The sequence below is a fragment of the Bacillus sp. 11B20 genome (assembly GCF_056098985.1).
On sequence record NZ_JBLZWZ010000007.1, the window covers coordinates 40,833 to 61,994 of the forward strand.

General features: G+C 42.6%; 15 protein-coding genes. 14 read left to right on the plus strand and 1 reads right to left on the minus strand.

Going from position 1 to position 21,162, the window contains the following annotated elements; all coding sequences use genetic code 11:
• The first annotated feature begins 38 nt into the window (after window positions 1-38).
• The 3 genes from ACN6NB_RS04445 (at window position 39) to ACN6NB_RS04455 (ending at window position 7,023) form a co-directional block, all read left to right on the plus strand.
• On the plus strand, window positions 39-3,419 hold the full coding sequence (locus tag ACN6NB_RS04445) for a CheR family methyltransferase (RefSeq protein ID WP_260775616.1): 3,381 nt from the start codon (window positions 39-41) through the stop codon (window positions 3,417-3,419).
• Between the two features lie 87 nt (window positions 3,420-3,506).
• Window positions 3,507-6,410: a 5'-nucleotidase C-terminal domain-containing protein gene (locus ACN6NB_RS04450; RefSeq protein WP_474253250.1), complete on the plus strand. Its 2,904-nt coding sequence runs from the start codon at window positions 3,507-3,509 to the stop codon at window positions 6,408-6,410.
• A gap of 46 nt (window positions 6,411-6,456) precedes the next feature.
• Window positions 6,457-7,023: a class D sortase gene (locus ACN6NB_RS04455; RefSeq protein WP_041089565.1), complete on the plus strand. Its 567-nt coding sequence runs from the start codon at window positions 6,457-6,459 to the stop codon at window positions 7,021-7,023.
• Between the two features lie 37 nt (window positions 7,024-7,060).
• Here ACN6NB_RS04455 and ACN6NB_RS04460 read toward each other — a convergent pair whose 3' ends face one another.
• The gene (locus tag ACN6NB_RS04460) at window positions 7,061-7,969 is read right to left on the minus strand and encodes an RluA family pseudouridine synthase (protein ID WP_064498235.1); all 909 of its coding nucleotides are present in this window, start codon (window positions 7,967-7,969) and stop codon (window positions 7,061-7,063) included.
• Between the two features lie 109 nt (window positions 7,970-8,078).
• Between ACN6NB_RS04460 and ACN6NB_RS04465 the strand changes: the two genes are divergently transcribed.
• The 11 genes from ACN6NB_RS04465 to glpD all read left to right on the plus strand — a co-directional run bounded on the left by ACN6NB_RS04465 (window position 8,079) and on the right by glpD (window position 21,074).
• Window positions 8,079-8,426 (plus strand): DUF5365 family protein, encoded by a 348-nt coding sequence (locus tag ACN6NB_RS04465; protein WP_041089569.1) that lies wholly within the window; start codon window positions 8,079-8,081, stop codon window positions 8,424-8,426.
• 310 nt (window positions 8,427-8,736) lie between these two features.
• Window positions 8,737-9,402, plus strand: coding sequence for an HAD family hydrolase (locus ACN6NB_RS04470; protein ID WP_041089572.1), 666 nt, complete (start codon window positions 8,737-8,739; stop codon window positions 9,400-9,402).
• 15 nt (window positions 9,403-9,417) lie between these two features.
• Complete coding sequence (locus ACN6NB_RS04475; protein WP_012009394.1) at window positions 9,418-10,956, plus strand: bifunctional GNAT family N-acetyltransferase/carbon-nitrogen hydrolase family protein; 1,539 nt, start codon at window positions 9,418-9,420, stop codon at window positions 10,954-10,956.
• Window positions 10,957-11,183: 227 nt separating this feature from the next.
• On the plus strand, window positions 11,184-11,600 hold the full coding sequence (locus ACN6NB_RS04480) for a VOC family protein (protein ID WP_024425308.1): 417 nt from the start codon (window positions 11,184-11,186) through the stop codon (window positions 11,598-11,600).
• Window positions 11,601-11,883: 283 nt separating this feature from the next.
• Window positions 11,884-12,801 carry an AEC family transporter gene (locus ACN6NB_RS04485; protein ID WP_106025337.1) on the plus strand — a complete coding sequence of 306 codons (918 nt, stop codon included), beginning with the start codon at window positions 11,884-11,886 and terminating at the stop codon, window positions 12,799-12,801.
• A 33-nt stretch (window positions 12,802-12,834) separates the two neighbouring features.
• Window positions 12,835-14,427, plus strand: coding sequence for a PucR family transcriptional regulator (locus ACN6NB_RS04490; protein WP_474253251.1), 1,593 nt, complete (start codon window positions 12,835-12,837; stop codon window positions 14,425-14,427).
• A gap of 255 nt (window positions 14,428-14,682) precedes the next feature.
• The gene (locus ACN6NB_RS04495; RefSeq protein ID WP_474253252.1) at window positions 14,683-16,023 is read left to right on the plus strand and encodes an aminotransferase; all 1,341 of its coding nucleotides are present in this window, start codon (window positions 14,683-14,685) and stop codon (window positions 16,021-16,023) included.
• Window positions 16,024-16,173: 150 nt separating this feature from the next.
• The gene (locus tag ACN6NB_RS04500; RefSeq protein ID WP_024425304.1) at window positions 16,174-16,731 is read left to right on the plus strand and encodes a glycerol-3-phosphate responsive antiterminator; all 558 of its coding nucleotides are present in this window, start codon (window positions 16,174-16,176) and stop codon (window positions 16,729-16,731) included.
• A 214-nt stretch (window positions 16,732-16,945) separates the two neighbouring features.
• The gene (locus ACN6NB_RS04505; protein WP_039177442.1) at window positions 16,946-17,761 is read left to right on the plus strand and encodes an MIP/aquaporin family protein; all 816 of its coding nucleotides are present in this window, start codon (window positions 16,946-16,948) and stop codon (window positions 17,759-17,761) included.
• A 15-nt stretch (window positions 17,762-17,776) separates the two neighbouring features.
• Entirely contained in the window at window positions 17,777-19,273 is a 1,497-nt protein-coding gene (glpK, locus tag ACN6NB_RS04510) for a glycerol kinase GlpK (protein ID WP_039177444.1), read from the plus strand.
• Between the two features lie 139 nt (window positions 19,274-19,412).
• Window positions 19,413-21,074 carry a glycerol-3-phosphate dehydrogenase gene (gene glpD / locus ACN6NB_RS04515; RefSeq protein WP_474253253.1) on the plus strand — a complete coding sequence of 554 codons (1,662 nt, stop codon included), beginning with the start codon at window positions 19,413-19,415 and terminating at the stop codon, window positions 21,072-21,074.
• Window positions 21,075-21,162: the final 88 nt, after the last annotated feature.

The following is a 21,162-nucleotide window of genomic DNA, read 5'->3' on the forward strand; positions in this document are numbered from 1 at the left end:
GAAAAAAAGTATCAGACGAATGAACATGGGGGTACCAGATGCAGGACAAAATCATTAATCGTTTGATAGAAGACGAACATGTGCAGACACCAGTGATCGGCATCGGTGTTTCGCCGTTTGAACAGCATCATCTTGAGGCTTTTTTTCAATCATTACCACATGATTTAAATGCCTCTTTTATTGTTGTGCAAAATCATGTGACAGGCGATTGTATAACAGATTTGGAAGCACTTGTTTTACCGATTGGCTACCGGGCAAAAACGATTAAACATGGTGAGAAAGTCATGAAAAAGACGATCTATTTTTGTCCGCAGCATGCAGCTGTGACGTTAACGGAAGATCACCGGCTTCATGTATCTGAGCAGCTGCCAACAAACAAGGCATGCTCTGTCAACTCGCTTTTTAAGTCACTTGCCAGTGTTCAAAAGGAAGAGGCATTTGCGATCTTTTTTCAAAAAGGTCATTGTGTGGGAAGTGGGTTGCTTCAGTTGGTTGAGCAAGGCGGTACAGCCTTATCGTGCAGTGAGGTAGAGAGTGGTTTTGACAGTATGTATCATCACACATTCAAAAATCCATCCACTCTTGCGGCATATATGGCCAATATCATCAATGTTCCGCATGCTGATGAGATGGATCCAGCTTTACTAAGAATCATTGAACGTCTTGAAATGTATAAAGGGATTGCCTTTTCAGCCTATGAAAAGAAAAGGCTGCTTTCTGTCATTCAAAAGCGTATGCGCACTGCAAACGAGCCGATGTCATTATTATCAGAGTACGATCGTTTATTAGAAAGAGAACCAGATGAGCTTGATCGCCTGCACGCTCAGCTCCTAAGCGGCACGACTACTTTCTTTAGAGATACGGAGGCTTTGCGAGTATGTGAACAGAAGGTGATACCGTCAATCATTGACCATTCAATGAACAACGGGAAATCTCGATGCCGAATTTGGATTGCGGGATGTTCGACAGGGGAAGAAGCTTATTCTTTTACAATTTTATTTTTAGAAGAAATGAAGCGAAGAGATGTGTCCATTGAACTTCAAGTCTTTGCGACAGATATCAACCGAAAAGCCATTCAAATAGCTAGTAAAGGTCTTTATTCGAGAGAATCTATGGCAAGCATACCGGAAAAATGGCGGGCGCGATATTTCGAAAAGAAAGGTGACGCTTTTATTGTGAAGCAGTCGCTTAGAAAACATATTGTTTTTGCTCCTCACAATTTATTGATTGATTCACCATTTATCCACCTCGATTTTATCAGTTGCCGAAATGTTCTGATGTACTTTGAGCCAGAAGTGCAAAAACGAGTATTATCCCGATTCCAATATGCTTTAAAAGATCAAGGGGTGTTGATTTTAGGGCCAAATGAAACTGTCCCCAATATCCCTCGATTGTTTCAATTGTTCAATGAGAAGTGGAACATTTACACCCATTCCAACGTTCCTGCACCTAGTGTCCCTTGGGTACATGACGCTCGTGATGCCGAGTTAAAAAAACGAGCTGCACAATATATGAAGGATGTAAGCGAGGATTATGATGCATGTATAGTCATTAATGATTGTAACAAGATCCTGGCAATGTCAAATGGGGCCTATTCTTTCTTAGACCATGTAGAAGTGTCAGATCAATCATGCGAATATGTGACACCTAAATATTTGAAAGAGATGTTAAGTCAAACCTTTCAAAAGGTATGGACTGACGAGACAGAGGTTGTGTTTCAGCATGTTCTCATTTCGGAAAAAGGAAAAAAGCAGTATGCGGATTTTACTGTAAAGAGTTTTGATCGCCGTTTTAAAGGAGTATACGTCATTCTTATTCGAATGAATGAGAGAGGAAAAAATCAAAAGAACAGCAGGGAAAATGGGATGTCAGATCAGAATTCAGTCTATCAACAGCGTATTGTCGACTTAGAAAATGAACTAAATGAAGTCAAACAAAAAGAGCAGGAGGCAAGGGCTCAATTAAAAGCGAAAAACACGCAAATAGCGGAGCTTGAGAAAAAACACGATCATTTTATTAATATCATAAACAACTTAAGGGTAACAAGGGAAGAACTGTATAGACCTTCTGTCAAGCCGGAGCTTACGACGTTGTTTGTGGACCGAGACATGAATATTCGCTACTACACTCCTACAGCTGCCTCTTTATTTACTTCAGCTCAAATAAGGCACCAGCAATCCTTTCAGTCGATGGCTAAGAAACTTACGCAGGAAACGCTCTATCATGACATACAATCCGTTATCTCGGATAAGCGCGTCATCGAACGAGAAATTGAAACGAATGAAGGAGAACAATTCACCGTTCACATCACACCTATCCTTGACCAAGATCATGAGGGAGCGGTGATGACGTGGATTAAAATGACGGAAATGACAAAAATCAAACAGTCACTTCATCTAGCGGTAACAGCACTGGATAATAGCCATATCCATATTGTTGTTGCAACTGAGGAAGGGGTCATCCAATGCGTGAATCAGCGTTTTTGCCAGTTTGTGCAGCAGCATGAATATGACCTGATCGGCAAAGATATCTTTTCTGTCTACCATTCTCTGTGTCAATGTGATGATTTAGAAAAGCAATGGGACGTTTGTTTAAAAGAAGGCAGCTGGACAGGTGAGCTGTACTTTCAGGATTTATCAGGTCGTGAACGATGGGAGAGGGTCTCTTTACATCGAATTGATGATCCTGACAAAATGCAGTCTACCGTGATGCGGATTTCAGAGGATATTACGAATCAAAAGCAGTCAGAGAAGATGCTAATGAAGTCAGAGATGCTGTCCGCAGTAGGTCAGCTTGCAGCCGGCATCGCCCATGAGATAAGGAACCCGCTGACGTCGTTAAAGGGATTTTTACAGCTGATGATTCAAAGTAAGAAATATCAGAAGGATTATGCAGATGTGATGATGTCTGAATTTAATCGGCTTGAAGCCATTATTAATGAATTCCTTGTGCTCTCTAGAAGCAAATCGGTGAAATTTGAGCCGGTACAAGTCAATCTTCTGCTCGAAGAAGTGATCATGGTCGTTGAATCACAAGCGGTTTTAAAAGGCGTGTCTATTCAAAAGAATTTGTCTCCGTCGCTGCCAAACATTCAAGGTATACCGAATGAACTGAAACAAGTTTTCTTAAACATTCTTAAAAACGGTATTGAAGCGATGGATGGTGTGACAGGTGTTATTCAGGTCACATCCGTATTGGAACATAATCAGATGATGCTGATCTTTGAAGACCAAGGTAAGGGCATACCAGAAGACGAAATAGGGAAACTGGGTGAACCTTTTTATACAACGAAAGAAAAAGGGACTGGCCTTGGTTTAATGATGACGATTAAAATAATTGAAAGCCATGGCGGCAGCATTCGTTTTGAAAGCAAAAGCTTTGAGGGGACACGGGTGATTATTACGTTTCCAATGAGCTAGCAGACATAAGATTTACAAGAAATCCATCTACCATCAATATTTACTTAGTACACTATGAGAGATGAAGCTCGGAAGGGGAGATGTCTAATGAAACGTGTTCTATCCATTCGAATGATCTGCTGTTTGGTTTTGGTGATTTTTAGTCTGCAATCCTTACTGCCTGGCATGATCACAGCAGAACAAGCCAGTGCGTCTGAAAAGAAGGAAACGGTATGGAACCAAAAGAAACCAATGAAAATTAAAAAAGCCCGTCAGCTAATCGGAGAGACAGTGACAGTGAGCGGAATTGTGACAGCAGATCAATCGGCTATAGGCAATGGGAAACTGTCAACGTACATTCAAGACAAATCAGCTGGAATCAATATATATTCAGCACAGCCTGACAACTTCCCAGAACTAAAAGCGGGCATGAAGGTGACAGTATCGGGGAAGATCACGTCTTATAAAGGACTGATTGAAATTGTGCCGGATCGAGACCGCCTGAAGATCGATGGTGTGAATCAAACCTTGCCAAAGCCGAAGCGAGTCTCCGTGAAACAACTAGAAACGGATCAGGCACGTAAACATGAAGGAAAACTTGTGAAGGTCAAGGGCTATGTTGAATCAAAACCAGAGCAGCCGGCTGGCGGTGGATACAATGTGGTGATCATTGATAAAAAATATCACAGCACCACCCTTAGAGTGATGGTGGATACAAGTGCCATTGATGAAGTGAAGACAGGGAAATGGTATGAGTTTACAGGAGTGTTAAGCAGGTATGATTCGCTGCAGGTGCTTCCACGACAGAAGGGTGATGTCAGCCTGCTGAAACGCCAGCCAAAGCCGCCAAAAATCAAGAAAGAATACGAGGCAACGGTTGACCGGGTGGTGGATGGAGATACGATTCATTTAAAGAAGCCTGTGCTTGGTACAACAAAGGTGCGCTTTGTGAATATGGACACGCCGGAAACGTACCATAAGCCAAAAAATGAATTAGATCAAAACCAGCTGCGTTTTGGACAGAAGGCGGCGGACTATTTAAACACACTTCTTTCAAGCGGAGATAAAGTCACATTAAAGATTGGTCCAGAAGCGAAGGACGGCTATGGACGTCTTTTAGCTCAAGTGAAAACCAAAAAAGGGGTCAATACGAATTTAGAGCTTGTGAAAAAAGGATATGCTCCTACGTATTTCATCTGGCCGGTTGGAGATGAAAAGGATTATCAGACGTTCCAAAAAGCTGTCAAAGAGGCGAAAGAAAAAGGGCTTGGCATTTGGAATGAAGCAGATCCGCTGCTGGAACAGCCGTTTGAATTTAGAGCACGTGAACAGAAAAAAGGACTGACACGTTACGTCGGTGATTCATCAGCGAAAACGTACGTATCGCCTGACAGCTGGAAAGAAATCGCTGTAGATAAACGCATCTTTTTTGCTTCGAAAGAAGAAGCAGAACAGGCTGGCTATCAGCCGGCAGAAGGAACTGGGGAAGTCCCATTAACCATTTTAAGCATGAATGATTTACACGGGAAAATTGATCAACAATACGAACTGGATCTGAAAGGTGATGGCAATAAAGGAACATACGGACGGATGGATTATGTGGCGGCTTATATGAAACAAAAACAAGCAGCAAACAAAAATACGATCACAGTCCATGCTGGAGATATGATTGGCGGCAGCTCTCCAATATCTTCTCTTCTGCAAGATGAACCAACGGTTGAACTCATGGAGAACATTGGCTTTGATGTTGGCACGGTCGGCAACCATGAATTTGATGAAGGGGTGGACGAGCTATTACGTATCATAAATGGTGGAGAACATCCTAAAGGCACAAAGGAATATGACGGACAGAATTTTCCGCTCGTTTGTGCAAACTGTGAATACAAGGATACAGGTAAACCACTTTTACCTGCATATGAAATCATGGATGTCGAAGGAATCCCTGTAGCATTTATCGGTGTTGTGACAAAGTCAGCCGCAGGAATGGTCATGCCAGAAGGGATTAAAGACATTCAGTTTACAGATGAAGTTAAAGCCGTAAATGAAGCAACGAAGGAATTAAAAGAAAAAGGGATCAAAGCCATTGCGGTTTTAGCTCATATGACAGCCTCGCAAAATGGAGATACCATCACTGGAGAGAGTGCGAAGCTTGCCAAAGAAGGCGATGATGAAATTGATGTCATCTTTGCAGGGCATAATCACGAAGTCGTAAACGGAGAGGTCAATGAGAAATTAATTGTTCAAGCCTTTGAATATGGGAAGGCCATTGGCGAAGTTAATGTAACACTTGACCGCAAAACGAAGGATATTGTCAAAAAGAGTGCAAATATCCAGTATGTAGACCAGTCTGGTATTGAAAAGGACAAGGAAGCAGCCGGCATCTTGGCTCATTACGGGAAAGAAGTTGAGCCGATTATTAGTGAGGTAGTTGGAGAAGCTGGTGTCAAAATGGAAGGCGGCTATTCAAATGATGGAGACACACCGCTCGGTAATTTGATTGCCGATGGTATGAGATATTCTATGAAAAGTGATTTTGCCATGATGAATGGCGGCGGGATCAGGCAAAACCTTGAAAAAGGGCCGATTACGTGGGGAGATCTGTTTAATATTCAGCCCTTTGGCAACGTTTTAGTTAAACTTGAGATTAAGGGGAAAGACTTGGCTGAAATCATTGAAGCGCAAATTTCTCCTCAATTTGGACCAGATTATAGCATTTCAGGCTTTTCATATTCCTATGATCCAGTAACATATAAAGTAGTCGACTTAAAGCTTCCAGATGGTTCAGCCGTTGCGCTCGATCAAACGTATACACTCACGGTGAATAATTTTATGGCAACTGCAACTGGCAGTAAATATGCACCGATAGGACGGCTTGGGAAAAATCCTGAAACAGGTCCAGAGGATTTAGAAGCTACTGTCGCTTTTGTGAAGAGCTTTGAAGGAGCTTCCATTGTGTATCAAAAAGAGGGACGCATTCAAAAAGCAAAACAAGAAGAAAAAGCAGCAAGCTAATGACCGTATCATCTAAGAGAAATGTAACAGGTAAAGGAGTTTAAGCATGAAAAAGTGGCTTGCACTTACTGTGATGACAGCAGGAATTGTCTTGCTCGGCTGGGGAATTTGGCAAATCGCCTCTACGCACCTTCAAACGGCACAATCATTAGAAGATGCAAAGAAAGCGGTAGCGGACGATCAAGGGATGTCAAAGAAGCAGTTTTCTCCTGATGTGGGGAAAGCCTCTGGCATCCTGACGATTCCGAAATTAAAAGCAGACCTTCCCATTGTCGAAGGGACAGATGCGGATGATCTTGCCAAAGGAGTCGGGCATTACAAAGGCAGTTATTACCCAGATCAGAAGGGACAAATCGTCCTATCTGGCCATCGTGACACGGTGTTTCGCCGAACAGGTGAACTGAATATTGGGGATCAGCTGAAAATCACTGTGCCGTATGGTGAGTTTGTTTATGAAATCACACATACGAAAATCGTGGATCAGCATGATACTTCCATTATTACTTTACAGAATAAAAAGGAAGAGCTGGTGTTAACGACATGCTATCCATTTCATTTCGTCGGCAATGCACCAGAGCGGTATATTATTTATGCAAAAAGAGCATCTGTCTAAATAAAAAGAGCCTGCATTTGATCAGCAGGCTCTTTTTTTAATGGATGATTTCGTCCATGAGCTGAGACATATCTAGAGGAAGCGGTGCTTCTATGCTCAGGTGCTCACCTGTAAAAGGATGTGTCATGTCTACTTGTTTGGCGTGGAGAGCGCATCTGTTGATATGATGACGAGCTCCGCCATAAAGTGTATCTCCGGCTAAAGGGTGCCCGAGACTGCTAAGATGGACTCGAATTTGATGTGTTCTTCCGGTCTCAAGTTGCAGCTTGACGGATGTCATTTGCAGACGTTTATTGGTGTCCATGACCTGAAAGTGTGTGACAGCACTTTGACCAGTAGGAGAGATTCTTCGTCTGACGGCATGATGCTTGTCACGGCCAATCGCTGCATCAATAGTGCCTTTCTTTTTCTTGAAAAGTCCTTCTGCGATGGCGATGTAGGTTCGGCTGATCGTTTTTTTAGAAAGCATTTGATCAAGCACTGCATGAGCTAATCTGTGTTTAGCAAAAATGACCGTGCCGCTTGTGTCTTGATCGAGTCTGTGAATATGTCTCACTCGCTTTTCCTCGCCATTTGCTTGAAAATGGAAGGCCACAAGGTTTGCCAGTGTGCCCGTTTGTCCCTTTTCATTCGGGTGCGTCGGTCGTCCAGCGGGTTTTTGCACAATCAATAAGTGCTCGTCCTCAAATAGTACCTCTAATTCACCATATTCTGGCGTCACATCACTTTCTTCCGTTTCAAATAAATCGATCAGTATGTGATCACCTGAACTGACTTTTGCTGCGTGATGGGCCGGCTTTTGATTTAAACGTACTTTTTGATGGTCCATCCAAAAATGGATAATCGGTTTTGAAGCCGACACGGCTGTTTTTAAAAACTGACTCAGTGAAGTATCTTGATGCTGCTCACCTACTTTTAGCGAGAGCGTGTGTCCTTGAATGTTCATAATATCCGTTCCTCTCTTTGGGTATATATAGGAAACACTTACCTTGGCGAACGCCTTTTTTTCTGTGCTATTCTGAATGGAGAAATAACGACAGAGAGGTAGATGTCACGTGAGAATAATGAAAGCTGCTACAGACCTGCAAGAGCAGGCAATTGAAGAAATATCAAAGGATGTTGAAGATCTTCTATCCCATGCTGTCGGCGAAGACCCAGCTGCGCGTCAAAAAGAACGCCCGCTAACCTTTGTTGAAGGGGTTTATAACGGAACGATGGACGATGCTTTTCGTATTTTATCGGGACTTCAGCTATTACATACCATTATTGTAAAACCTAAACGCCATATTACAAAGTGTGATCGCGAGCTATTCGAGCGAAACCGTGAGCAGGTCAATGCATGCGGCTTTTCTTTTCCGTTTGATTTAGACGATTTTGCCAGCCGCCGCCTTCAAAATGCGTAAAAGTTGGTGTGAACTTCCTTGTTAACTTACAAGGCTGCCGCACATACTATTTTTAAGGGAACGGAGAAACCTTTAGATCTGTAATACCAAACCCGCTCTTTTTCAACATTGCCTATTTCTCCACGAATCGGAGCGCTTGGATCTCTTGCAGAATGAACCGAACACGGGTAGGAGCCTGACAAAATGGTACAGGCTCCTTTTATACATAATTATTTTAGCAGACATTCATCTTTGAAAGTCAATTTTATTCACGATATGATAGCATTGAGTATCATATTAAAGACTTTCGTAAAAAAAAGGAGTGGCCTCGTTGGTAAAGGCGATTATATTTGATTTTGACGGATTAATTTTAGATACAGAAACACATGAATATGAAGTATTACAAGAAATGTTTGCGGAGCATGAGTCAGAGCTGCCTCTTTCCGTTTGGGGCAACGTCATCGGGACGCAGGCAGGCTTTAAGCCGTTTGAATACTTAGAAAAACAGCTAGGAAAGACGCTCGATCATGAGGCACTCACAGCGGACCGGCGTTCTCGTTTTCAAAAGAGAATGAAGGATGAATCAGCACGACCTGGCGTAGAAGCTTATTTACAGGCAGCAAAAGAGCTTGGAATCAAGATTGGACTTGCTTCCAGCTCAGACTATAAATGGGTGTCTGATCACCTGAAGCAAATTGGCCTTTTTGATTACTTTGAATGTATCCGCACGTCAGATGATGTGGAAGAAGTCAAACCTCATCCAGAGCTTTATTTGCAAACCGCAAGCTGTTTAGGTGTAGAGCCAAAGGATTGTGTGGCTTTTGAGGATTCAGTGAATGGATCAGTGGCTGCCAAACGGGCAGGCATGAAATGCGTCATCGTCCCAAACAAAGTGACGAGCACGCTGCAATTTGAAGAATATGATGTGAGATTAGAATCCATGGCTGAAATCGAATTGCTCCAGCTATTCCATCAGCTTGAAAAAGAGGATCAGTAAGGGGGCAAAAACATCATGGCAGAAAAACTCGATTTAACGCGGTTTGAAAAAAGAATGGTGATCCGTAATATCCGGGAAGAAGATATTGACCGAATCATTGCCTTACAGGAGGTATGCTTTCCGGGCATGGACCCTTGGAAACGAGAGCATCTTGAAAGCCATCTTGAACATTTCCCAGAAGGGCAGTTTTGTGCTGAATTTGAGGGAGAAATCATTGGCTCTTGTTCAAGTTTATTAATTAACTTTGATGAATACGATGACCGTCATACTTGGCAGGACATCACAGATGATGGGTACATCACAAACCATAATCCAGATGGGATGAATATGTACGGAATTGAGGTTATGGTTAGTCCTGAGTACCGCCGCATGAAAATTGGGCATCGCTTATATGAAGCAAGAAAAGACTTAGCAAGAAGATTAAATTTAAAAAGTATCATTATTGGTGGACGCATCCCGAATTATCACAAATACCAAGAGGAAATGACGCCTCGTCAATATGTGGAGCAGGTCATGCTTCACCAAATTTATGATCCTGTTTTATCTTTTCAGCTGTTAAATGAATTCAGCCTCATGCGGATTAATCCGAATTATTTGCCGGATGATAAGGCATCCAGCACATATGCGACGTTAATGGAATGGAATAACGTCGATTATCGTCCGCAATCGAAAAGATATTATAAATCGGCGTTCCCAGTTCGTATTTGCGTCATTCAATATGCGATGAAACAAATTCATTCCTTTGAGGAATTTATGAATCAGGTGGAGTATTATGTTGATGTCGCATCAGATGCGTCAGCTGACTTTGCCGTCTTCCCAGAAATTTTTACAACGCAGCTCATGTCTTATTTAGAAGAGCGCTCCCCAAGTCTTGCAGTGCAGCGTATCACGGAATATACCGAGGACTACATTAATTTGTTCACAGACCTTTCTGTGAAGTACAACATTAATATCATTGGTGGATCCCATTTCGTTGAAGAGGAAGGTAAAATCTACAATATCGCCTATTTATTTAGACGTGATGGAACGATTGAAAAGCAATATAAGCTCCATATCACACCGAATGAAAGAAAATGGTGGGGGATTTCAGCAGGTGATCAGGTTCGGGTATTTGATACGGACTGTGGTAAAATTGCGATCCAAATTTGCTACGATATTGAATTTCCTGAGCTGGCTCGGATTGCAGCTGATAAAGGAGCAAAAATTATTTTTACTCCGTTCTGTACAGAAGACCGTCAAGGCTATTTAAGAGTGCGTTATTGTGCACAGGCTAGAGCGGTTGAAAATCAGATTTATACCGTCATCTCTGGAACTGTCGGAAACCTTCCGCAAACCGAAAATATGGATGTCCAATATGCACAATCAGCGATTTTTGCCCCATCTGACTTTGAATTTGCAAGAGATGGGATTGTAGGAGAATGTAATCCGAATATAGAAATGGTTGTCGTTGGCGATGTCGATTTAGAAATTTTAAGAAGACAGCGGCAAGATGGAACGGTACGTCAGCTCAAAGACCGAAGAAGAGATGTGTACCATATTGAATATAAGAAATAATGAAAGGAAGCGCCTACCACAAGGCGCTTCTTTTTGATGACATTTTTTAAAATGACATAGCAGCTGGACGAGCTAAGGCTTTCGTTGCCACCTGTTCAAGATTCATCATAAGTATTGTAAACAAAGCTAAAGAAGGAGGAAAGCTTATTTTTTCATGTGATAAAGGGATGCTCGAGAAAAATCTGAATATACTGAAACGAGATCATGTGTTCAAAAAGGAGAGGAAAATGGGGCGACAAGCTAAACATTTGTATATCAATTTACCGGTAAAGCATGTCAAGGAATCAAAGGCTTTTTTTGAGCAGCTGGGTTTTGATTTTCAAGAGCAGCTGACGAATGATCAGGCAGCTTGTTTGGTCATTGGTGACACCATTACGGTTATGCTGTTAACCCATAAGCATTTTCAAACCATCTCAGAGAAGCAATTGGTGGATGCAAGGCAGGGATCCGAGGTCATTGTCTCTATGCGGGTTGATTCACGAAAAGAGGTCGATGAGCTGGTGGAGCAGGCGATGGCAGCAGGCGGGTCACCGTTTAAGGAAAAGCAGGATCATGGGTTCATGTACGGTTGGAGCTTTCAGGATCTTGATGGTCATTTGTGGGAAGTGTTCTATTTGGATGAGGAGAGAAGCGGCCTTTCATAAGGGCGCTTCAGCTTGTAGACAAACCCTCGCATTCGGTGTCAGGCCTGCGCTCCGATGCTCACGAATGTCAAATTCGCTCCGCTTCGGTACTCGTCCTTTCTAGACTGCAAAGGTTTTCAATCACACTGAAAAGAAGACAAAGGGCTAAAATAAAGAACATTTTAGCCCTTTGTCAATAATTAGAAGCTACCTTCATAAGGGTGCTTCTTTTTTATTGTTTAACAGTGGTATGATTATGAGGAAACAAAAAATAGGAATTCATCTAGAGAAAAGTAGGTGCAGCATGGAGTTTTTACTTGTCTTACTGCCAGTGTTCGGTATTTTCCTTATCGGGTATATTGGGCAGAAGGCCATTGGTTTTGACATACATACGCTCTCATCAATGTCTTTATATTTAATGTCACCATTTCTTGCGTTTGAAACCTTTTATCAAAACAAAGTGTCGATGGACTATGTGTACTTATCTATTTTTGTCGTCGGACTTTGTCTTTCACTTGTTTTATGTGTCTTTATTTTATCTCGTATCTATGGTTATTCGAAGGAAATGTATTGTGCCATGATTCTGTCGTCAGCATTTATGAACAATGGGAATTACGGCACGCCTGTTGTCCTGCTTGTCTTCGGAGCAGCTGGTTTAGATATTGCTATCGTTTTAATGGTGCTGCAGCAGCTTGTCATGAGTACGATCGGTATGTATTATGCAGCAAAGGGCGGAGAGGATGCAGGGGATGGAAAGGTCGTGCTGAAAAAAGTGCTGCGTATGCCGGTTGCATATGGGGCACTCCTCGGTCTATTATTTCAGCTGATGGATTTTTCACTACCTAAAGAGGTGATGACGGGTGTCCAGCTTGTGGGAGATGCCGCCATACCGACGATTATGCTTATTTTAGGTATGCAGCTCGCCGTCATTTCTTTTAAGCAAGTGGATTATCGCAACATTTCTTATGCTGTATTGCTGAAGCTGTTTATCTCACCACTCATCGCATTTGGCTTTACACTTATTTTACCGGTAGATGATCTAGTGAAACAAATTATGATCTTAGTTGCAGCGATGCCGACAGCAGCAAATACTACGCTAATGGCTGTACAATTTCGAACGAAGCCTGAGTTTGTCTCAAGCACGACATTTCTCAGTACCGTTTTAAGCATCGTGACATTACCAGTTTTATTATGGATTTTATCTATGCACCCTCTGGGATAGGGGATAGGCGGCAAAACAAAGGGGGACATATCAATGAATGTAGACGTTCATTTTCAAGTGAGTGATGTGTTGAAAACAAAGTATTTTGCCCATGCGAAAGTGTTAGCAGGAGAAAAGGGATTGTTTCGGCAGGTCAGATGGGTGCATGTGTTAGAAGTGCCTGCTGTAGAAGATTTGTTAAATGGGGGAGAGCTCATACTAACAACAGCCGCAGGCTTCCATGACCAATTGGATGTGTTTCAAGCATTTTTAAAACAGTTGATCGATTCTGGTGCGGCAGGCTTGTGTATTGAATTTGTTCCGCTCAGATTCGATGTGCCGGAAGAACTGATTGAGTATGCAGAAGAAAGAAATTTTCCGCTGATTCTGTTTACAAAAGAAGTGAAATTCGTCAACATCACACAGCATCTCCATACGATGATGATTGAACGCCAGTATCAAATGATGGCTGATCTAGAAGCACTATCATCAAAGCTGAATGAGCTTTTGCTGACTCCCCATCCGCAGATGGATATTTTGGATCAAGTGTATCAGCACGTAAGGGGCATTCTTTTACTCATTCCTGTTCAGGGGAAGCCGATTATTTTATGTGATTCCTCCAAACAAACCGAAGAGATGGTCATGAATTATTTACAGTTTGCTTCCTTGCCAAAAGGATACGAAGTGACCAAAAAAGAAGTGCTTGCACTCAAGCAGACATTTGCAGACCTTGTGCTCATTCATCAAACAAACACACTCTCAGAATTTGAACTGCTCGTAATGGATAAAGGAGCAAATGCTCTGGCCCAGCAAACGCTAAGAGAGCTTTATACAGAAGAATTGAAGAAGACCAAAGAGAACGAATGGCTGCAAAAATGGTTCCAAGAAGAGCATACAGAAAGAGATATATTAGAGCATCTTGAAGAAACAGAAGGATTGAAAAAGCCAACCGGCTGTGTCGTGATGCTCTTTCAAAAGCATCATCAAATCGAAGAAATCGCAGGAAATTTATATTTTCTCGTATCGTGCCGCTCCATCTTTCAGCGTGCGGGTTTCCATTTGATTCCGTATGAGCATCAAGGACAAACCTTGTTTATTTTATTGAACACAAGAAAGAAGGAGGACTGGAAAGAGCGTGCAGAGAAGGCTGCAAGCGACATCAAACAATTGTATGATCGGGAGCAGCCACGCGGAACCGTGATCAATTTTGGCATCGGTCCATATTGTGAGCAGTTTCAACATATGAAAAAAAGCTTTCAAGCAGCCAAAGAAGTGCTGCATTTAAAGAAAGTGATGCCCCAGCGGGTGGAAAGCCCATTTTATCAAGATTTGCATATGCTCCGTCTCATGCCTGTCATGCAGGAAAGCGGACTGCTTGAATGTATGGTGAAAGAGTATTTGGAGCCTGTGCTTTTATATGATAAGCAAAATAGCGGAAGACTCTATCAAACGCTGAATATCTTTTTACAGACAAACGGTTCTAAAAAGGAAACTGCAAGCCAGCTCTTTATTGTCAGGCAGACCCTTTATCATAGACTAGATAAACTGCATTCATTGCTTGGCGAGGATATGATGCAGGCCCCGAAACGACAGGCGCTTGAATTTGCGATTCTTGCATATGAATTCCTGCAAGGAAATCGCCGTTAACGAGGTTTGTTAGATTTGCTAAGGCACACGAGTAGAATGTCTTATCGTTCTTTTCAATCAGTTGACGATCTGTCTAATGTAATCAGCCCTGCCCCTTTTTTATAATGAAAGTAACGGTTGGTTCTCTCTTACAGGCGGCCTAGTTTCAGTTTCATATGCCTCCCTTTTCATCCATATAATGAATGGAGAGGCAATGTGCTGCTGAACCAGTCTAAGCTTCTTTAGTGATGAAAACGGATACATGGGGGCGAGAAGATGAAAATACATGAGCAGGCTCAAAATCTTCAGGCGAAAGATGATCAGTTGATCTGGCATCATATGAAAGGGACAAACAAGGAAAATGAAAGCATGGTTATTCACGAGGCAGAAGGCGCATGGGTGACAGATATTCATGGGAATCGCTATTTAGACGGGATGTCAGGTCTTTGGTGTGTAAATGCCGGTTATGGCAGAAAAGAGCTTGCAGAAGCGGCATATAAGCAGCTGAATACAATGCCTTATTATCCGCTGACGCAAAGTCATGTGCCAGCGATTCAATTGGCTGAAAAGCTAAATGAATGGCTTGGAGGGGACTATGTCATCTTCTTTTCTAACAGCGGTTCTGAAGCCAATGAAGCCGCATTTAAGATCGCCAAACAATATCATGCGCAAAAAGGAGAGAGCATAAGAACAAAGTTCATCTCCAGGTATCGGTCGTATCACGGCAATACAGCAGCTGCCCTTGCCGCAACGGGGCAGGCGCAGCGTAAATATAAATATGAACCATTAGGTCAAGGCTTTATCCATGTCGCACCGCCTGATATGTATCGTCATCCTGAGGATCAAGAAACTTTGGCAAGTGCAGCGGCAATCGATCAAGCGATGACGTGGGAACTAAGTGAGACCATTGCTGGAGTTATTATGGAGCCGATCATTACAGGCGGCGGTATCTTGATGCCGCCAAAAGGGTATTTGAAGAAGGTTAAAGACATCTGTGAGGCTCATGGGGCGCTTCTCATTGTGGATGAAGTCATCTGCGGCTTTGGCCGGACAGGGAAGCGGTTTGGTTTTATGCATGAAGATGTAAAGCCGGACATCATCACAATGGCAAAAGGGATCACAAGCGGCTATTTACCTCTTTCTGCAACGTGCGTGAAACGAGAAATCTATGAAGCCTACGCAGGGGAAGATACGTATGACAGGCTGCGCCATGTGAATACATTTGGCGGACACCCTGCTTCCTGTGCGGTTGCCCTTGCGAACCTAGAGATCATGGAAAACGAGAAATTAGTAGAACGGTCTGACACGCTTGGGCAAGACATGCTTGAACGTTTGCAAGAGTTAAAAGAGCATCCATTTGTCGGTGATGTCAGAGGAAAAGGCCTGCTGTTTGGAATTGAGCTTGTCCAGGATCAACAGTCCAAAAAACCAGCTGATCCACAGGTTGTCGGTCAATTGATTGCAGAATGTAAAAAACGCGGACTGATCATTGGGAAAAATGGTGATACGGTTGCCGGCTATAATAACGTTGCCCAGCTTGCACCGCCGCTCAATATAACAGACGAAGACGCCTCATTTATTATGAACACGCTTAAAGAAAGCATGGCACAGTTATAGCAGAGAGATTTCTCTGCTTTTTTCTATGGAAAAAGCACATACGCTGCTAAGTAAAATCGGCATTGGATACACTAGGTGTATTGAAAAATAGAAGAGATTCTATTACTGTTAGGAGATGACTGAACCAATACACTTTGAAGGAGACGGCATATGAGTTTTCATGATCAACCCATTCTACCTGCTGTTCGCAATATGAAGCAATTTGAGGAATTTTTAAAAAGTCCATTTACATATGGGGTCTTACTTGATGTCCATTTAGGCCGGCTAAAGGGCATTATGAATGAGGCAAATGCCCATCATAAAAAAATGTTTGTCCATGTCGATCTCATTCATGGGATCAAACATGATGAGTATGGAACGGAATTTATTTGTCAGGAAATGAAGCCGGCAGGAATTATTTCTACTAGGTCTTCTGTCATAGTAAAAGCCAAGCAAAAAAAGGTATATGCCATTCAGCGAATGTTTTTACTTGATACAAGTGCCATGGAAAAAAGCATGGAGTTCGTAGGGAAACATCGCCCAGATTTTATTGAAGTATTGCCAGGGGTCGTGCCGGATCTCATTACAGAAGTGCGCGAGCGAGCTGGGATTCCAATATTTGCAGGCGGGTTTATCCGTACAAAAGAAGATGTAGAAAGAGCGCTTGAAGCAGGTGCTACAGCTGTGACAACATCGAATACAGCCCTTTGGAAAGCGTTCCAAAAGTGAAAAAGATAAAATGTGAAAATTGATTGACAACGTTTTCATCCTCTGATACTATAGCACTAAGTTAATATCATGTGATGGAGAAACGGAGATCCACAACAGCGCTTTACTAGGTGACAAATGACCCTGATGTAAAGTATGTTTGTTGTGGATCTTTTTTCTTTATCTTTTTTACACATTCATAGGGGATGGCAACTGAACCAGAGGAGGAATTTTCATGACACCATTTTGGGGTGAAGTCGTAGGTACAATGCTGCTTATTATTTTTGGAGGCGGTGTATGTGCGGCAGTCAATTTAAAGAAATCGCTCGCATATCAGTCCGGCTGGATTGTAATCGCTTTCGGATGGGGATTTGCAGTAGCCATAGCAGCTTATGCAACAGGTGGAATCAGCGGAGCGCATTTGAATCCTGCACTGACAATCGGGCTTGCGTTAGAAGGAAGTTTTCCTTGGGCTGATGTACCAATGTATATTGCCGGTCAAATGCTTGGCGCATTATTAGGAGCTATTATTGTCTTTTTACATTACTTACCGCACTGGAAAGCAACAGACGATCCAGGTGCAAAGCTGGGTGTATTCTCAACTGGTCCTGCGATTCCGCATACTTTTGCAAACGTACTTAGTGAAGTCATTGGTACATTTGTATTGGTTCTAGGAATCTTAGCGATTGGTGCAAATAAATTCGCAGACGGAATCAATCCGCTGATAGTTGGTTTCTTAATTGTCGCAATTGGTCTTTCATTAGGCGGAACAACTGGTTATGCAATCAATCCTGCACGTGATTTAGGTCCGAGAATTGCTCATGCGATTCTACCGATTCCAGGTAAAGGTCCATCGAATTGGAAGTATGCTTGGGTGCCAGTCGTTGGTCCAATTTTAGGCGGCGCATTTGGCGGTGTTTTCTACAATGCAGCCTTTAAAGCGAACATCACTCCAGCCTTTTGGATTGTAAGCGTTATTTTAGTTGTGGTATTGTTAGGACTCTATGTCTCTACGAAAAATCAAACAAATGCTGTAAATGAAAGTATGTAAGGGGAGGAAAACACCATGGCAAAAGAAAAATATATTCTCGCTTTAGATCAAGGGACAACAAGCTCAAGAGCGATCTTATTTGATCAAGAAGGCAAAATTGCACATACAGCTCAGAAGGAATTTAATCAATATTTTCCGAACCCAGGCTGGGTAGAACATAACGCAAATGAAATTTGGAGCTCTGTTCTATCCGTCATTTCAACTGCTTTAATTGAATCAGGCATTGAAGCAGATCAAATCGCCGGTATCGGCATTACGAACCAGCGTGAGACAGCTGTTGTTTGGGATAAACATACAGGCGCACCTGTTTATAATGCAATTGTTTGGCAGTCTAGACAAACGTCAGGCATTTGTGAAGAGCTAAAAGCGCAAGGACACAATGAAACGTTTAGAAATAAAACAGGTCTTCTCATTGATGCTTATTTCTCAGGGACAAAAGTAAAATGGATTTTAGACAATGTAGAAGGTGCTCGTGAGAAAGCAGAAAATGGCGACTTGCTGTTTGGCACAATCGATACATGGCTCATTTGGAAGATGACAGGCGGTCAATCACACGTCACAGATTACTCCAACGCGTCAAGAACGTTAATGTTCAACATTTACGATCTGAAATGGGATGAAGAATTACTTGATATCCTTGGCGTACCTGCTTCTATGCTTCCAGAGGTGAAACCATCTTCACACATCTATGGTGAAACAACAGACTATCACTTCTTCGGCAGAAATATTCCGATTGCAGGAGCTGCGGGAGACCAGCAGTCTGCACTATTCGGTCAGGCTTGCTTTGAAGAAGGAATGGCGAAGAACACGTATGGTACAGGATGTTTCATGTTGATGAATACAGGGGAAAAAGCAATTAAGTCGGATCATGGTTTATTAACGACAATTGCATGGGGCATTGACGGTAAAGTTGAATATGCTTTAGAAGGAAGTATTTTCGTAGCTGGTTCAGCGATTCAGTGGCTGCGCGACGGACTGAGAATGTTTAAAGACTCAAAAGACAGCGAAGCCTATGCGGAGCGCGTTGAGTCAACAGAGGGCGTATATGTCGTTCCAGCATTCGTTGGTCTAGGCACACCATACTGGGACAGTGATGTCAGAGGCGCTGTATTCGGATTAACACGCGGTACTTCTAAGGAGCACTTTGTCCGTGCAACGTTAGAATCACTTGCTTATCAAACGAAGGATGTTTTAGATGCGATGGAAAAGGATTCAAACATCTCATTAAAAACTTTGCGTGTAGATGGCGGAGCTGTAAAGAATGATTTCTTAATGGGCTTCCAAAGTGATTTGCTGGATGTACCAGTAGAGCGTCCAGAAATTAATGAAACGACGGCACTCGGTGCGGCCTATCTTGCGGGAATAGCAGTTGGCTTCTGGAACGACCGTTCAGACATTGCAAAACAATGGAATCTTGACAAGCGCTTTGACCCTAAAATGGAAGAGGACAGCCGTGACTCGTTATACAGCGGGTGGAAAAAGGCTGTAAAAGCAGCTCAAGCTTTCAAATAAACCAAAAGTATGGTATACTTCAAGTAAGTTAATAGAACGGTTGGAGAACTGGAGAGACCGCAGGCACCGAAGTGTAGAAATACGCTTTGGGTGTTTGCGGTCTCTTTTTCTTTACCGTACAACATGGGAGGAACAAGAGATGACTTTTTCTAGCTTAGAAAGAGAACAAATGCTGCAGGAAATGACAAAAAAACCATATGATGTGTTTATCATTGGTGGGGGTATAACAGGCGCTGGTACAGCACTTGACGCGGCTTCACGCGGAATGCGTGTCGGTCTTGCAGAAATGCAGGATTTCGCAGCAGGTACGTCTAGCCGCTCAACGAAACTAGTGCACGGCGGACTTCGTTATTTAAAACAATTTGAAGTGAAAATGGTCGCAGAGGTCGGTAAAGAGCGTGCCATCGTATACGAAAATGGTCCTCATGTCACGACGCCAGAATGGATGCTTCTTCCGATGCATAAAGGCGGGACATTTGGGAAGTTTTCAACCTCTATTGGATTGAGAGTGTATGACTTTTTAGCGGGCGTAAAGCATAGCGAACGCAGAAGCATGCTAAGTGCGAAAGAAACACTTGCAAAAGAACCGCTTGTCAAAAAGGACGGCTTAAAAGGCGGCGGCTACTATGTTGAATACCGTACAGATGATGCACGCCTCACAATCGAAGTGATGAAAGAGGCTGTGAAATTCGGAGCGGAAGCGGTCAACTATGCTAAAGTAAAAGAATTTATTTATGATAAAGGCAAAGTGGTTGGTGTTGTCATTGAAGATGTTATGACGAAGAAAACATACGATGTGTATGCGAAGAAGATCGTCAATGCGACAGGTCCATGGGTAGATCAGCTTAGAGACAAGGACCACTCAAAAGAAGGAAAACACTTACAGCATACAAAAGGAATTCACTTAGTATTCGACCAATCGGTCTTCCCATTAAAACAAGCAATCTACTTTGACACACCTGATAAACGTATGGTCTTTGCCATTCCAAGAGAAGGCAAAACGTACGTTGGAACAACAGATACAGTGTATAAAAAACAGCTGGAGCATCCGCGTATGACAAAAGCGGATCGTGACTATGTTATCCAAGCGATCCAGTACATGTTCCCTGATCTCAATATTACAGAAAAAGATGTGGAGTCCAACTGGGCCGGTCTTCGTCCGCTCATTCATGAAGAGGGAAAAGATCCTTCAGAAATTTCTCGTAAGGATGAAGTGTGGACATCATCTTCAGGCTTAATCACCATTGCTGGTGGTAAATTAACAGGCTATCGCAAAATGGCTGAGCATATTGTCGATCTCGTACGTGATGGATTGAAGCAAGAGACTGGCAAAGATTACGGACCATGTAAAACAAAGAATATGCCAATCTCAGGCGGCCATGTAGGCGGATCTAAAAACATGGCAGCTTTTGTTCAAGCGAAAACAGCAGAAGGAGCATCTGTTGGTTTAACAGAACCGATTGCACAAAAACTAGCTGAAAAATATGGTTCAAACGTCAGCAGTGTCTACAAACGAGTAGAGCAGCTTCAAGGGGAAGCAGACAAACGAAACATTCCAGCATATGTGCTGGCAGAGCTTGTCTATGCGATCGAAGAAGAATTAGCTGTAACACCTGTCGATTTCTTTTTAAGAAGAACAGGAAGCCTATTATTTAATATCAATTGGGCAAAAAAATACGCACAGCCTGTTGTTGATTACATGGCAGAGCGTTTTGGCTGGGATGAAGCAGCAAAACAGAAACATCAAACAGAATTAGATCAATTATTCCATGAAGCAGTCGTACCGCTTGATGCTGAATAAAAGGAAAAGCCGATCATGTATCGGCTTTTTTTATTTATTCTGCATTTTTTCCAACTGCCAATGATATAGCATGACATAAAGGATGATT